At 55.4% G+C, this 14,702-nt stretch carries 12 protein-coding genes; 8 read left to right on the top strand and 4 right to left on the bottom strand.

Annotated elements, in window-relative coordinates:
- The first annotated feature begins 33 nt into the window (after window positions 1-33).
- Window positions 34-879, top strand: coding sequence for a formate/nitrite transporter family protein (locus V5N12_RS16485; protein ID WP_332900324.1), 846 nt, complete (start codon window positions 34-36; stop codon window positions 877-879).
- A gap of 705 nt (window positions 880-1,584) precedes the next feature.
- On the opposite strand, the gene V5N12_RS16480 is transcribed toward V5N12_RS16485, so the two are convergent.
- A complete protein-coding gene (locus V5N12_RS16480; protein ID WP_332900323.1) occupies window positions 1,585-2,823 on the bottom strand; it encodes an MFS transporter in 1,239 nt (412 codons plus the stop codon).
- A gap of 248 nt (window positions 2,824-3,071) precedes the next feature.
- On the opposite strand from V5N12_RS16480, the gene V5N12_RS16475 reads away from it, so the two are divergent.
- The 5 genes from V5N12_RS16475 to V5N12_RS16455 all read left to right on the top strand — a co-directional run bounded on the left by V5N12_RS16475 (window position 3,072) and on the right by V5N12_RS16455 (window position 9,965).
- Window positions 3,072-5,957 carry a bacterio-opsin activator domain-containing protein gene (locus tag V5N12_RS16475; RefSeq protein WP_332900322.1) on the top strand — a complete coding sequence of 962 codons (2,886 nt, stop codon included), beginning with the start codon at window positions 3,072-3,074 and terminating at the stop codon, window positions 5,955-5,957.
- A 109-nt stretch (window positions 5,958-6,066) separates the two neighbouring features.
- The gene (locus V5N12_RS16470) at window positions 6,067-6,210 is read left to right on the top strand and encodes a rubrerythrin-like domain-containing protein (RefSeq protein WP_332900321.1); all 144 of its coding nucleotides are present in this window, start codon (window positions 6,067-6,069) and stop codon (window positions 6,208-6,210) included.
- A 2-nt stretch (window positions 6,211-6,212) separates the two neighbouring features.
- On the top strand, window positions 6,213-7,514 hold the full coding sequence (gene gdhB, locus V5N12_RS16465) for a glutamate dehydrogenase GdhB (protein WP_332900320.1): 1,302 nt from the start codon (window positions 6,213-6,215) through the stop codon (window positions 7,512-7,514).
- Window positions 7,515-7,992: 478 nt separating this feature from the next.
- Window positions 7,993-8,736: a uroporphyrinogen-III synthase gene (locus V5N12_RS16460; RefSeq protein WP_332900319.1), complete on the top strand. Its 744-nt coding sequence runs from the start codon at window positions 7,993-7,995 to the stop codon at window positions 8,734-8,736.
- 71 nt (window positions 8,737-8,807) lie between these two features.
- Window positions 8,808-9,965, top strand: a complete 1,158-nt coding sequence (locus V5N12_RS16455; protein WP_332900435.1) for an MFS transporter — start codon at window positions 8,808-8,810, stop codon at window positions 9,963-9,965.
- Between the two features lie 140 nt (window positions 9,966-10,105).
- On the opposite strand, the gene V5N12_RS16450 is transcribed toward V5N12_RS16455, so the two are convergent.
- Together V5N12_RS16450 and V5N12_RS16445 are read right to left on the bottom strand one after the other, a co-directional pair.
- Window positions 10,106-11,272 (bottom strand): MFS transporter, encoded by a 1,167-nt coding sequence (locus tag V5N12_RS16450; RefSeq protein WP_254544844.1) that lies wholly within the window; start codon window positions 11,270-11,272, stop codon window positions 10,106-10,108.
- Between the two features lie 174 nt (window positions 11,273-11,446).
- Window positions 11,447-12,385: an NADP-dependent oxidoreductase gene (locus V5N12_RS16445; RefSeq protein ID WP_332900318.1), complete on the bottom strand. Its 939-nt coding sequence runs from the start codon at window positions 12,383-12,385 to the stop codon at window positions 11,447-11,449.
- A gap of 201 nt (window positions 12,386-12,586) precedes the next feature.
- Here V5N12_RS16445 and V5N12_RS16440 point away from each other — a divergent pair, with 201 nt between their 5' ends.
- Window positions 12,587-13,894, top strand: a complete 1,308-nt coding sequence (locus V5N12_RS16440; RefSeq protein WP_332900317.1) for an APC family permease — start codon at window positions 12,587-12,589, stop codon at window positions 13,892-13,894.
- A gap of 79 nt (window positions 13,895-13,973) precedes the next feature.
- Window positions 13,974-14,438, top strand: a complete 465-nt coding sequence (locus tag V5N12_RS16435) for a nucleoside deaminase (protein WP_332900316.1) — start codon at window positions 13,974-13,976, stop codon at window positions 14,436-14,438.
- Window positions 14,439-14,466: 28 nt separating this feature from the next.
- On the opposite strand, the gene V5N12_RS16430 is transcribed toward V5N12_RS16435, so the two are convergent.
- Window positions 14,467-14,702: DMT family transporter (locus tag V5N12_RS16430; protein WP_332900315.1), on the bottom strand; the 236-nt coding region annotated here is incomplete at its 5' end.

Here is a 14,702-nt window from a genome sequence, read left to right as displayed (position 1 = left end):
ACATCCACCCACCAGAATTCATATTAACAGATAATGAGTTCTGAGTCTGACAACGAACCATCGGGAGCCTCACTCTCATATCGAAATATTCTCGAGCGGGAGATGGAAAACGCCCTCAAGGAGATTAATCGTCCTCCAAAGGGGGTGTTTCTCTCGGGGTTATCGGCCGGACTCAACCTCAGCTTCGGTGCCTTACTGATGGCGATGGCTTTGACCTATTCTGGTGGATTTGAGTCAAAACTCATCCAACAAGCCACGCTCGGTGCTGTCTCCTCGATCGCGTTCTTATTCGTCGTTATCGGACAGACGGAGCTGTTCACCGCTCATTCGACGATGGCGATTCTGCCAGTTCTTGATGATCGGGCGACCCTCGGAGAGCTCGGCCGAGTCTGGAGCGTAACATATGTTTCGAATCTCGTGGGTTGTGCGCTGTTTGCTGGACTCATTGCTCTCGTTGGTCCACAGATGGGGATCATCAACGCAGAAGCGTTTGGTACGTTAGCATCCGCATTGCTCCCCTACGCGTGGTGGGTGATATTCCTCAGTGGCGTAATTGCCGGTTGGCTGATGGGATTAGTGACGTGGCTGTCTGCAGCCAGTCGAGATACTGTCGGTCGTATCCTCTTCGTCCTCATTGGAACGGCGGTTATCGGAACTGGTCCCTTCCATCACAGCATCCTCGGGACGACAGAGATACTCTCTGCGATATTGTTGGGCCAAGGCATCACTCTGGGCGACTACGGACACTTTATCCTCTGGACGACAGCCGGGAATATCGTCGGCGGGGCTGTCTTTGTTGGTCTCATCAACTATGGCCACGTTGCCTTAGCTGGCGAAGAACAGGATGTCGAGTTCGAGGCAGTAGATCACAACGAGTAATCTCAACCCGAATTTCAGAACCTCATGAGATTGAAAAATTGGTTTCTACTTTTTGGGGTGGTTAGTTCGCTCAGTGTGCTGTTGCTGGAGGCACTTATCGTCTCTCGGATTCCTCTTTCTCAGTCCTTTACAGGGTGGCATCAAAACCCATATTTGCTACTAGCCATGGCCACAGTGATGGTCCTCGCATTCCTGCTGGGACTTACCGAGCGAATACCCGAAACAGTAATGTTCAGATTCGTCTTTGGAATTGGTGTCGCGCTGTGTTTCATATCTCTCTATAAGGTAACCGTTGTCCCCTCTGAGTGCCTGTTTCGGGCCCCGTATACTCAAACTGGGGTTCGCTGCCGCTATCTCACAGCCTTCTTTTCACTAATCGCTGTGCTTAGCGCTCAATACTACCATCCCTCATCTACAACGACTACAGGAAAGTAGTTGCGTTTAAGCAAGGGTGCTGAGATGGACATCTTTAGGTGCCAAATCCGTAGCAGGTACGCCGTCGATGTCAGACTGAATGAATTGTTGAACTGCTAAGTGTCGAACGCTTTGGTAGTGACGGTGGAGTACGCTCAAGTATTCCAGACCGCACGGGAGTGAATTCAACAGGTAGTTCTTGAACGGGACAGGCGACTCAAGCGAGACTCAGCGAGGATCGGGAATGTGGTCGGGCTATCGGGTATTGACACCGTTCGGGCTGGAATTTTGTTACGATTGCGCTGGTTCAGGTGCTCGCCATGCGACTACTATCCCGCAGAGAGCGAGGATTCCAGCGAGGATGAACGCCGTGTCGAATCCAGCCACATCAACAACAACGCCGCCCGCAATCGGTGCAAGGAAAGCGCCCGCCAACCCGATACTCGTCTGGAATGCGACCGCTGTCGCCGCAACCCGCGGATCGACGACCTCCCGGACGTATGTGAAGGACAAGCCCAGCGTTAGCTGGACCGCAAATCCAGTGAGGAGCAGGAGAGCTACAAGTAGTGGGAGTGACCGAAATCGAGTAAAGGCTAGCACCAGCGGAGCAGCAACCCCAAAGGACCCCAAGACAATGGGTTGGCGTTGACCGCCGAAGATTCGGTCAGAGATGAGCCCACTACTGATTCGGGAGACGACACCGATCGCTGGGAACAACGCTACCAGGAGGCCACTCACTGCAAGTGAGAGTCCGAGTTCTGCCGTGAGATAGGACGATCCCCAGCTATTCACGAACAGGTATAGCGAATACCCCAGAAATCCGAGTAGCCCAACGGACCAAACACTCCGATTACGGAGGACCGCACCGAATTCCTGAATCGAAGGCGCTTCTCCCCGGCTCGATCCAAGGCCGCGACTCGCCGGCCAGAACACGATTAAGCCAACTAACGTGAGCCCCGTAAATGCGAGAAAGATTGCAGGCCATCCAAATCGCTCCGCAATCAGTGGTCCGGTCCCTTGGCCAAGCGCAAACCCGATCGGGCCACTTGCGGTAAAGATACCGACAGCTGTCGCTCGGTTTTCACTGTTCGCAGCCCGACTGACAATATCAATGCCAGCGTTCCAGACGACGACGTAGGCGACACCACCAAGTGCTCGCGATGCAATCACAGATCGGTAATCTCCACGTCGCCCAGCAATCCAACCCCATGTTCCGGCAACAAATAGTGTGAGAACGGCGAATGCCATCGCAGTCCTTGAATCCGTCCGGTCGAGAACCGCTCCAGCAGGAAGACTTGCAATCACCGCAGTGCCGAACATGATCCCGACGAGAAACCCTGCGATCGTCGGGCCGATATGCAGCGAGTCACGAATAATAGGGGTGACACTCGCCGGGACGATTTCATATGCAGCTAGCCCTGTCGAGATGAGACTCGCTCCAACGACGAGCCCCCACGTCGACTGGCTCTTCTGTTGTGGTTCATCAATGGAGACATCGTCTGAATTGGTGGTGCTGGTTTGGATAGTCATTAATCGATGGAATGGTCAGTAGGTGAGACACGGAAGTCGGGAAGGCTTTCAACCGTACCGCTTCCCGAGAGTGACGTCTCTACGTTACGTATCACGCATAATGCTTCTGGAGGTTACATAGCAAACCTCTTTGCCACCTACGGGTTAGATACTAAACTAGCAATGAACTTTGGTCTCGATCCAATTCAGCAGTGGTGGGCCAGAATCGATAACCGGCTGTATTCCCGTCAGCACCGAGATGTCAAATAATGGCGCGTTCTCAAGGCATCCTCGATTCGTCGACCGTCTTGCTCGTTGGGACAAGTGAGTGGGTCACTCAGTTCGCTACGGAGCTCAATACACGGACTGATGCAACTGTGCAGAGGGTACAGACCAAAGCGGAAGCGCTTGAAATCTTCCGGAGGGAGACCATAGACTGCCTCATCAGTGAGTACGCATCAGAGGAGACAACCGGTCTTGAGCTGCTCAGAGAGGTCCGGACCGAAACCACTGCACTCCCTGTGATAGTTGGCACGGCTTCTGGAAGTGAAGCCGTTGCCAGTGAGGCCATCGGGGCCGGAGTTACTGATTACGTTGCACTAACAGAGTCGACTGACCAGCTGGTGGATGATCTGCTGGATCGAACTGAACGAGCAGTCCGGTCCGCACAGCGATCAGCTACACAGCGAGACCGAGCCAGACAGTTCGATGCTATCTTCAACGATTCACGGACGGCGACGTGGGTACTCGATCCGAATGGTGCCCTCACTCGAGTAAATCAGACAGCACGGGAAATGATAGACGAGGATGTCGAAGCCATCGTCGGCAAGCCATTCTGGACACTTCCGTGGTGGTCACAGACCGAGGTAACAGAGGCGGAGGTCCACCAGATTGTAGAGAACGCACTCGACGGTGCGTTCGGGAATGTGGTCGTCTCACAGCCGCCGCATTCCGACGACCCGCGCGTGATCGATCTCTCAGTGCGTCCCGTCGAAAACGAACGGGGGAATCTCGTCTCGATCGTCGTAGAAGGCGTCGATATCACCGAACGTGTCGATCTCGAACGAAATCTCCGTCAGTCCGAGGAACTCCATCGCGTGACGCTCAACAATATGACCGATACTGTCCTCATCACGGACGAAATCGGGGAATACACCTACGTCTGCCCCAACGTCCACTTCATCTTCGGGTATACGGCTGCGGAGATTCGTGACCGAGGACCCGTCCAAGAGCTCCTCGGTGAGGATCTTTTCGACCGGGACGAACTCGCCGAGGAGGGTGTCCTCAAGAACATCGAGACCACAGCGACGGACAAAGCTGGCCGTGAACACACGCTGTTAGTTAACGTTCGTGAGGTCTCGATTCAGGATGGGACACTCCTCTTTAGCTGTCGAGACATTACAAAGCGCAAGCAACGAGAAGAAGCGCTGGCAACCCTCCACGAGACCGCCCGGGATTTCTTGTACGCCGAAACGCATCAGGAAATTGCACAGCACGTCGTTGATGATACGCCTGGCGTGCTCAATCTCGATGCGAGCGCCGTCTATCTCTTCGATGCTGATGCGAACGAACTCCGCCCAGCAGCACACTCCGCGAGGCTGAAAGAGCTGAATGGACCGCTCCCGACCGTGCATGCGAACGGCGAAACCCTCCCGAGTTACAGTTTCGTCGAGGACGAATCACTGTTTTTCGACGATGTCCACGACGCAGATCGGCTTGAAAACAGGGCGACAGACCTCCGAAGTGCGACCTACATTCCACTTGGCAACCATGGCGTGTTCATCGCTGGCTCAAACGAAGTGGGGGTCTTCGATGACGTGACCCGAGAACTGGCTGATTTACTCGCCGCAACCGCTGAGGCGGCTCTCGATCGTATCACGAGGGAATCACGACTCCGGGAGCAAGACCGAACACTCCAAGCACAAAACGAGCAATTGACTGCTCTGAATCGTATCAACGAGACAATTCGAGAAATCGATCAAGCCCTCGTCCAAGCTGAGACACGCGAGGAAATCGACCATACCGTTTGTGAGCTGTTGACTGCCGACGACCGGTTCAGATTCGCCTGGATCGGGACGATCGATCCAACGTCCGACACTGTCGATCCTCGAGCCTGGGCAGGAACCGACCAGGGGTATCTGGATAGCCAACCATTCACCGTTGCAGCCTCAGGGACAGACCCCGCCGGACAAACCGCGGCGACTGGCGACGTGACGATGGTCTCAAACGTCGCTGCTGGCCTTCGCGACGAAGCATGGCGAAAGGACGCTCTCGCCCGCGACTATCTCTCCGTATTGAGTATCCCGCTCGTATACAACGACCTCACGCACGGCGTATTGACGGTCTATGCACCGACACAAGATGCGTTTGACGACACAGCGAAAGCTGTCTTGGCCGAACTCGGCAAAACCATCGCGTCGGCACTCAGTGCGATTGAACGGAAGAACGCTCTGCTCACAACATCGATGACTCGCGTCGAGTTCGCCATTGACGACTCGGCGTTCATCCTTTCACGACTTGCGAAGGACGCGGCGTGTACTCTCTCGTATCAAGGTGGTGTTCAGCAATCGACTGAGGGGAGTTATGTGTTCGTCACGGTCGAAGACGCGTCTCTAGAGGATGTCGCTGAAGCTGCCTCACACTTGGTCGCACTCGACGACGTCCAGCAAATCAGTGCAGATGGTGAGGGTGGCGTTCTCCGGTTACGGCTCACACAACCGTTTCTCGCCTTAGAACTCGCCGATCATGGGGCCGTTTTCCGCGAGGCAACTGCTAATCCCACCTCGACAACACTCGTCATCGACATCCCAGATAGTATCGACGTTCGAACAATCACACAACTCGTCCGAGAGACGTTCTCCACCGTCGAACTCCGCTCGAAACAAACGCTCGATCAGTCGATAGAGCGCGACCTCTACTCGAAGTTTCTCAATAAGCTGACAGAGCGACAACTCGAAGTAATTCAGACAGCGTACTATAGTGGCTTCTTCGAATCACCGCGCGAGAGTACGGGTGAGGAGGTTGCGAAAACACTTGGAATCTCTCCGCCTGCATTCTATAAGCACGCTCGCACTGTTCAGCGGAAATTGTTCACAACGCTCTTCGAGGAGAACAACCTCTCTGTCGCGGGGGTTTCCGGGGGGTTAAACAACTAACCACCACCTGCGAGTAGAGTTTGTTAATTAACTGCCAGATATTCCCTTATACACTTATTACACCTGCGTAGAGTGCCCTGGATTCCCTGTCGGCACTCTTGAACTCACTATGAGAGATGTCGAACCCCAACCGGACGAGGAAACCCCGTATGAGTGCTTTCAGTGTGGCAACATCATCATCGCAGAGAAAAGTCCCGGCCAATGTCCCGACTGTAGTGGTCCGATGCGAAATCGGCAGATGCCGCTCGAATAACCATGGCATCCCAAACTGACAATACTCACCGGGAGCCAGATGGAGGGACGTCGGAATCGACCGAATCGGAATCGGCGCTCGAAACGGCTCGCCGGCAGCTGTATCATGCCGCGAATCATCTAGATATCGACCCAAACATCGTCGAACGGCTCAAGCATCCAAAGAAGGTCCACGAAGTAACAGTTCCAATCAAACGGGACGACGGCGCGGTTGAGGTGTTTACTGGCTACCGAGCGCAACACGATAGTGTCAGAGGGCCGTTTAAAGGAGGGCTTCGATACCATCCCGATGTGACCAGAGACGAGTGTGTCGGGCTCGGCATGTGGATGACTTGGAAGTGTGCCGTCATGGATCTCCCATTCGGTGGTGCGAAGGGCGGTGTTGCCGTCAACCCAAAGGAGTTGAGTCCAGCGGAGAAAGAGCGGCTCACTCGACGGTTCGCACAGGAGATACGCGACGTAATTGGCCCGAATCAGGATATTCCTGCTCCCGACATGGGAACGGATCCACAGACGATGGCGTGGCTGATGGACGCGTACTCGATGCAGGAGGGCGAGACGACACCAGGAGTTGTCACCGGAAAGCCGCCGGTCGTCGGCGGGAGTGAAGGGCGTGAAGAGGCTCCCGGACGAAGCGTTGCGATCATCACGCAACTGATCTGCGAGTACTACGACCGCCAGCTCGAAGATACGACGGTTGCAGTTCAAGGCTACGGGAGCGTCGGGGCGAATGCGGCCCGGCTCCTCGACGACTGGGGGGCGACCATCGTCGCGATCAGTGACGTGAATGGAGCGATGTACGAGCCAGACGGGATCGATACAGCCTCAGTCCCGTCACACGACGAGGAACCGGAAGCTGTCACGAAGTACGCCGACAATGTAATCTCGAACGAGGAACTGCTCACTCTCGATGTCGACGTGCTCATCCCAGCAGCACTGGGGAATGTGATCACTAAGGAGAACGCTGAGGCGATTGCAGCAGATTTCGTCGTCGAAGGTGCGAACGGCCCGACGACGTCCACAGCTGATTCGATTCTCGCCGAGCGAGACCTTGCAGTGGTGCCCGACATTCTCGCCAACGCTGGCGGTGTCACGGTCAGCTACTTCGAGTGGCTCCAAGACATCAATCGGAGAGCGTGGTCGCTCGAGCGGGTTAACGATGAACTCAAAGCAGAGATGCAGGCCGCGTGGGATGCGGTTCGAGTAGAATTCGAGCAACGTGACGTTACCTGGCGTGATGCAGCCTACATCGTCGCACTGTCCCGCATTGCGGAGGCACACGAAGCACGAGGGCTCTGGCCGTAGCCAGATGCCCCACCCCTCTGCTCTGCAAGCGTGGCATCCATCGACGCCGCTTGAGCGAGAGCTTTATCGAGTGTTTCGGCTGTCATCAGTTGGGAGCGCAGTGACAGTGGTCGGCTTCGTCGGGTATCTCTGTATCGGCATCGTTCTCCATGTAGCCGGCATCTATACGCCTCCATTCCCACTACTGAGTTTCTCAGACCCCGTGTTCATGATTCTGAGCTTTGTTATCGGGGGATTCATCTGTCTCCTCTCTGGGTCTCTCACGTTACTCACACTTCTTACGAGTGTGAAGGATGCCAACGCCGAGTTTGTTCTCTTGATGAGTCTCATCGCCTTTGGATTCGGCGCAGCCACGATCCGAGTCACGGCCGGTCCAGTTTTGTCATGGCTTGTAGCACTCGGACCGATGTAGAACCCCGAAAATGACGGATTTCGCAGACCGCCGCACATCAATTCCAGTACGACCATCTTTCAAAACATGAGCAAGCCAACAGTAGCTGTCCTTCGGCCCGATGATAATCGTATCGACGAGGCAGTCGAGTATCTCCGTTCGCGTGGAGTTTCGCCAGTAGCAGATCCCATGCTCAGTGTCCGTCCAACCGGGGCGATGCCAGCGGCGGCAGACTATTACGTCTTCACGAGCCGGACCGGGGTTCAGATAGCTGTCGATCAGGATTGGCAGCCTGGCAGGGCAACGGTATGTGCCGTCGGCCAGCAGACCGCTTCGGCATTACGAGACTCCGGCGTGGCAGTAGATGTTGTGCCGTCGACGTTCACGTCTGCCGGTCTCGTCGACGAACTCGCTACTGAGATCAGCGGAGCGACTGTTGAGATCGCTCGTAGCGCACACGGCAGCAAAGTATTGATCCACGGACTGGAGTCCGCCAGTGCAGATGTCCATGAGACACAGCTGTATCGGTTGGGAAGACCGGAAACAGCTGGTCGATCCGTCTCGCTCGCAATTGACGGTCAATTGGATGGGATACTATTCACGTCACCGAGAACGGTCGACCACTTTTTCGAGATTGCGACAGAGCAAGCCGATGTGACGGGACTGAAACGTGGACTAGAGGAAGCGGTTATCGGAGCAATCGGTGCTCCGACGGCACGTGCGATACGTGCCAATGGGCTGGAGGTCGATATCACACCGGAAGCGGTAGATTTCGAGCAATTAGCCGATCTCACTATCCAAGAGGTTAGAAATGGAGCGTCAACCAGATGAGTGGACTTCCTGAGCGTGCACAAGAAATTCTTGGATTTTCTCGATGGTGGCAAATCGTCGCAGCAGCCGTCATGATGGCGCTAGTTAGCCCATACCAGTACGTCTGGTCCTCCATTGAGGGACCACTAGCAACGGACTTGTCCATCCCACTCCCAGCACTCGGACTCGTTTTTACGCTGTTCGTTGCTTTTCAATCACTCTCTCAATTCCCGGTCGGATGGTGGCGAGATACTCACGGTCCTCGTCGAATTAGTTTTCTTGGCGGCGTTCTCGCCGGCGGCGGCTACCTCGGACTCGCGTACGCGACTGCCATCTGGCAGATATATGTGTTGTACTCGCTCGGCGCAGTGGGTGTCGGCATCGTATATACAGTCGCAGTCAATTCCGCGCTGAAGTGGTTCCCCGATTATCGAGGACTCACGACAGGGATCGGGACCATGGCATTTGCTGCTGGGAGTGCCGTGTTCATTCCCTACGTCCGTGCCAATGCGACACCAGGGGCGTATTTTAGCGTCCTCAGAAACATGGGTGCCCTCATCGGAGTCGGCGTTATTTGTGGCGCGATCGTCCTCCGTGACCCACCAACTGGCTGGAGCCAAGAGACATCGACCACGGCTACGACAACTGAAGAGCCAGTAACGACGGAGAACGGAGGGTTCACCTGGCGTGAGATGATACGAACGTGGCAGTTTTGGACCTTACTGGGCATGTTCGCCTTCGTGAACACGGCGGGGCTGATGTTGACTGCAAAGGTCGTTTCGTTCGCTCAGCAGTTTGGACTCACAGCGATTGTCGGAACTGCCTCAGCAACTGTACTCGCTCTTGTCGGCGGGATCAGTCGTATCGTAGTGGGCGGCGTTTCCGACTGGATCAATCGTAAGTGGGCGATCGCTATTTCATCAATCTTGACAGGAGTTGGCTTGTTCTTGCTCGTCTGGTTCGGACAGATTGGCTCCGGTCTGGGATTCATCCTCGCCGTCATCATTGCGACGTTCTTCTGGAGCCCGCAGTTCGCCCTCTTTCCGAGCATCGTCGGCGACTACTACGGCCAAGCACACTCATCGACCAACTATGCGCTGGTCTATCTCGGGAAAGTCGGCGGGGGCGTCGCCGGCGGTGTACTCGCTGGCGTCCTCATCACGATGACATCCTGGTCGATGACGTTCCTTGTAGGCGGTGTATTGGCGGTCGTTGCGGGATTCAGTGCATTTCTTCTTCGACCACCATAAGATACGAAATGAATCAGATTCAGTGGGTACCGACGTGAAAGTAGTAATAGAAGTCTCCCAATACTACATTTCCAAACAACACCGTTCAGGGTTGGAATAGAGTTTCTCGTCTACAGGTGAACGAGTAGGTGTGAGAGAGATTACAAACGATTGACCGTGAACCAAGTTATTCCAATGACAAAGGCACCGGCGCCGGAAACCAATAGTGTTCGTTGATAGCCGAAGACGGCTGCAGCCCCGACACTAAGCGGCGGGCCGACCGTCGTGCCGAGTCGAAGCACGCTCGTTCGAACACTCATGATACTCCCGCGAAAGTCGTCCGGTGCTCGTTCGTTGAGTGCAGTATCCGTAATCGGTTCTGCGAGGCCCTGGCCGAGACCAAACAGTAAGAGTGCGCCAGCGACCACATAAATAGAGTCCGCGACGGCAACGATGACGAGTCCGACCCCGTAACTGACGAATCCGAGTGCAATCGATTGGAAGCTCGTGAGCGACCGAAGTACACGGTCACCTTGCATTGCAGTCAGACCCATCGTGACCGCAGGCAATCCTACGAGAAGGCCGATTCCGGCTGAAGAGAGGTGATATTCGTTGGCGAGCAGGAACGGAACAGCGGTGAGTTGCGCGCCATAGAGGATGACGAAGATCCCGAAGATTGCCAGATAGAGCACGACGAAGGGAGTCATCGGTGTAGGCCCAGTGAGGAACGCACGGATACTCGAATTTGAAGTATTTTCGTCCCGGTGTGGCTCCTCGAGTAAGGTAATGCCGGGAACAGCCACGAGCAGCGCGAGGAGAAAACACGCAAAGGGAGCCGACCAAGCGACTGTTGCGAGCGCACCGCCGAGTAGCGGATAGCCAGCAGCACCCACCGCGAGAATCGCCGCATTGGTCCCGATCAACACTCTTCGTTGTTCACCGGAATAGAGGTCCCCGAGGAGTGTGACCGTAAGCATCGCGATTGCACTGCTCGCCGCTCCCTGAATCGCTCTCAGTACCAAGATCAGGGTGAAATCGGAAGTGAAGATGATGCCGCCCCCACTGAGTCCGAAGACGACAAGCGCGGGAATTAAAATCGGTTTCCGACCGATTCGGTCGGTCAGCAATCCAATCGGGAGGGTGAGAAATATGCCGGGGAGCGTGAACGCCGACAACAACAGGCTGGCTTGTGCCTCCGAAATGTCCCATGCCTCCTGGACCGCTGGAAGTGCAGGACTGATAAGTGAGACACCCATGACAGCGACGAGCGTGCTCGCGAAAATCACGGCTGCTGCTGGCGAGTTCCGGAGTTTACGTATCCATTCCATTCGTTCTATTAGTTTCTCGGGAAGTGCGCCCCGTAAGTCATCCGCTACTAAGAGGTGGTCACGCTGAATCGGTGTTAGATGATATACTACTTCTATTCCATGTACTGATTGAGTGAAGTAGCAGCTTCCACCGATGGAGCCGATGGATCTCAATTCGATATACGATACGACGAATCAGGCAATGCTGAGAACGAGTTTCCCTTGGACGTGCTCTGTCTCACCTATTTCGTGTGCCTGAGCTGCATTTTCGAGTGGGAATTCAGCACTGATAGTGGGCCGCACCTCCCCAGCGTCAATCAGTTCGCTAATGGTGGTTAGGAGCGATGGTGAATTCGAACGCCCACTTACCACTTCCACGTCGATATCGTGGTTGGTGGTGAGAGCGTCGGATGGTTGTCCAACAACTGAGACGAATACTCCCTCTTTCTTGAGTACGTCCACTGAGCGTGCGGGGATTTCACCCCCGACTGTATCTACCACGATATCGACATCCTCAATCACTGATTCGAAGCGCTCTTCGCGGTAGTTAACGAACTCATCGACGCCCAATTCTCGGAGATAGTCTTCACTGTACCCCGACGCCGTGGCGATTACGTCGGCCCCCTTCCATTTCGCCAATTGGACGGCCATGTGTCCAACACCACCGGCTGCGCCGTGGATGAGAACCCGCCGGTCGGCCGTACAATCAGCATACTCGAATAGCGCTTGCCAGGCGGTCTGCGTGACGACCGGCACGCCAGCTGCCTCCTCGTGGTCGAGTGATTCAGGTTTCGGGGCTAGTTGCTCGGCAGGTGTGGCCGAATACTCTGCATAGGAACCTAACTCCGGGAAGCCATTGACACCGAACACGGCATCGCCCGTCTCGAATTCAGTGACTGACGCTCCGACTTCCTCAACGATGCCAGACACGTCCATCCCGAGAATGAGGGGAAAGGGATTCTCCGGCAGCATCGATACCAGCTGCATTCCCTGACGAATCCGCCAGTCGACTGGATTGACACCCGCTGCGTGAACTCGAACAAGAACGTCATCATCGATCGGATCCGGACGGGAAGCATCCTCGTACCTGAGAACATCCAGCGAACCGAACTCGTGAATGCGAACAGCCTTCATCTCATTCAGAGTTCACTCCACCGCTCCATCAAACGCTCGAACAATTCCCCCTATCTATGCGGATGGAGATCGAAACGAGAAATCTCAAGGCAAGCGTCGAAGTTCTGGTTGGAATCGTCACGCTGACATCCGGTTCGTGTCGTGGTCAAGCGACTGCATGGGAAATTGAATTTATACCATGAGCGTGACTCTCATGACAGGATGTCATCCGATCAGATCTCGTTAGGCGAAGCACTCGCAATGGCGATCGGTGGGATGGTTGGAGGTGGGATTTTCGCGGTACTTGGTGTTGTCGCTGTCGAAGCCGGGCCTGCCGCATGGCTGGCGTTCGTCGCTTCTGGCGTCATTGCATTTTGCGCTGGTTACTCTGCGCTGCGGCTCAACGCACAGGCCGACGGGCAGTTGAATCCGATCGCCTACGTCGAGCAGTTTACCGGGAGTACGACGCTCGCTGGCATGACCGGCTGGACGTTCATTGCAGGGTACGTGGGAACGATGTCGCTGTACGCCTACGCCTTCGGCGGGTATTTCGCTGAATTGGTGGGTGTCGAATCGGTCGTCGGGCTTCCACTTCGCTCACTTATCACGCTGCTCGCTATCATCGTGTTTGTCAGTCTCAATCTCGCGGGGGCACACGCGTCAGGACGAACCGAAGACGTACTCGTCGGTCTCAAGGTGCTCATTCTGCTTGTGTTCGGTCTCGGCGGGCTCTACTATGGATTTCAGCAGGGAATGATTCGGTCTGGGCTCGGAAACCTGGAAGTGAGCGCATTGCTGGCTGCTGCCATCGGATTTGTCGCGTTCGAAGGCTGGGAACTCCTCCTCTTTGATCAAAACAGCATTGAAAACCCCCAACAAACCATCAGGAAGGCGATTTACGGCTCGATCGTGGGCGCAACCGCACTCTACGTCATCGTCGCCGTCGTGACGACAAATCTGGTGAGTACACAGGTCATCCAGCAGAACTCTGAAACGGCCCTCGCAGTCGCCGCCGAACCGTTCCTCGGCCAATTCGGCTTTCTGCTGATTTCCGTAGCGGCGTTGTTTTCGACCGGGAGTGCGCTCAACGCGACGTTGTTCAGTGCCTCGCGTCTCTCGAAGATGCTTGTCGCGGACGATTTGCTCCCAAACGAACTCCATGGTAGCAATAGCGACGAGCCAGTCCGGCCACTGCTCGTACTCGGCGTACTGACAGCGCTGCTCAGCAGTTTGGGAAGCCTCAACGCAATCAGTTCGTTCGCGTCACTGTCGTTCATCAGCATCTTCGGCGGCCTCAGTCTGTTGGCGTTTCTCGAACGAGAGTCGTTCGTAACGGCCCTGCTCCCGGCGATCGGTTGCCTGGGAGCGAGTGGGGCTATCGTGGGCCTCCTGTACCATCTCGCAACGGCCGAACCAGCGGTGTTCGTCACAGTACTCGCCATTGCAGTTGCGGTCATCACCACAGAGCTACTGTATTTCGAACGGTCATCGATTCTTGCAGAAGCCCGCGACCTCGAGCACCGTCTCTGAGCAGCATCCAACCTAGCCAAACGACACTTGAATTGCCGTTCCGAACAAGTACTTCATCCGGAAAGACAACCATCCAACTATGACAGCTCCCGAATTCGATGAGTTCGATCACGACGCACATATGCGCGAAACTTTCAAGCTTGCGCGCGAGGCTACCGCTCGTGGCGACAAACCGTTCGGCTCCGTGCTCGTCCGCGACGATACAGTCATCATGAGCGATTCGAATCGCGAGATTACGGACGACGATATCCGGCGTCACCCCGAACTCCATCTCGCGTACCGTTCATGCCAAGAATACAGCGCTGATGAGCGAGCTGCGATGGTGATGTATACGAGCACTGAACCCTGTCCGATGTGTGCTGGCGGAATGGTGACAGCTGGGTTCGAGCGCGTCGTATATAGTGTCGGAAGTGATGAACTCACGGCGTTTACAGGGGTTGAGCCAACAGTCCGGTCCGCAGAAATCCTGGATGGTGTTAGTGACGTTGTCGGGCCCCTGTTGAATGAGGAAGGTCACCAGATTCATCAAGAGTACGACTGGTGACTAGGTCAATCCATTCAGGGGGATCGTCCTAGTGACCTCCGGAAACGAGGTGGAGGCCGACGATCCCGAAGATAATCACTGAGATAAATAGGAGGCGAGCACTCGTTGCTGGCTCGTCGAATAGCACGATGCCGAGCGAAGCAGTTCCGACAGCTCCAATGCCCGTCCAGACAGCGTACGCGGTTCCAATCGGCAGATCCTGAACCGCTCTCGCGAGCAGTACCATGCTAATGATGAGCGCAACGACTGTGCCCACTGTCGGTA

The organism is Haladaptatus sp. CMSO5 (assembly GCF_036689885.1).
Classification (GTDB): domain Archaea; phylum Halobacteriota; class Halobacteria; order Halobacteriales; family Halococcaceae; genus QDMS2.
The sequence above is the reverse complement of the archived record's forward strand: the minus strand, read 5'-3'. Positions and strand labels throughout refer to the sequence as shown.

Coding starts and splice junctions, on each gene's coding strand:
- V5N12_RS16475 (WP_332900322.1), top strand. CDS start 3,072: ATGGCGCGTTCTCAAGGCATCCTCGATTCGTCGACCGTCTTGCTCGTT.
- V5N12_RS16455 (WP_332900435.1), top strand. CDS start 8,808: ATGATGGCGCTAGTTAGCCCATACCAGTACGTCTGGTCCTCCATTGAG.
- V5N12_RS16485 (WP_332900324.1), top strand. CDS start 34: ATGAGTTCTGAGTCTGACAACGAACCATCGGGAGCCTCACTCTCATAT.
- V5N12_RS16445 (WP_332900318.1), bottom strand. CDS start 12,385: ATGAAGGCTGTTCGCATTCACGAGTTCGGTTCGCTGGATGTTCTCAGG.
- gdhB (WP_332900320.1), top strand. CDS start 6,213: ATGGCATCCCAAACTGACAATACTCACCGGGAGCCAGATGGAGGGACG.
- V5N12_RS16460 (WP_332900319.1), top strand. CDS start 7,993: ATGAGCAAGCCAACAGTAGCTGTCCTTCGGCCCGATGATAATCGTATC.
- V5N12_RS16450 (WP_254544844.1), bottom strand. CDS start 11,272: ATGGAATGGATACGTAAACTCCGGAACTCGCCAGCAGCAGCCGTGATT.
- V5N12_RS16480 (WP_332900323.1), bottom strand. CDS start 2,823: ATGACTATCCAAACCAGCACCACCAATTCAGACGATGTCTCCATTGAT.
- V5N12_RS16435 (WP_332900316.1), top strand. CDS start 13,974: ATGACAGCTCCCGAATTCGATGAGTTCGATCACGACGCACATATGCGC.
- V5N12_RS16440 (WP_332900317.1), top strand. CDS start 12,587: ATGTCATCCGATCAGATCTCGTTAGGCGAAGCACTCGCAATGGCGATC.
- V5N12_RS16470 (WP_332900321.1), top strand. CDS start 6,067: ATGAGAGATGTCGAACCCCAACCGGACGAGGAAACCCCGTATGAGTGC.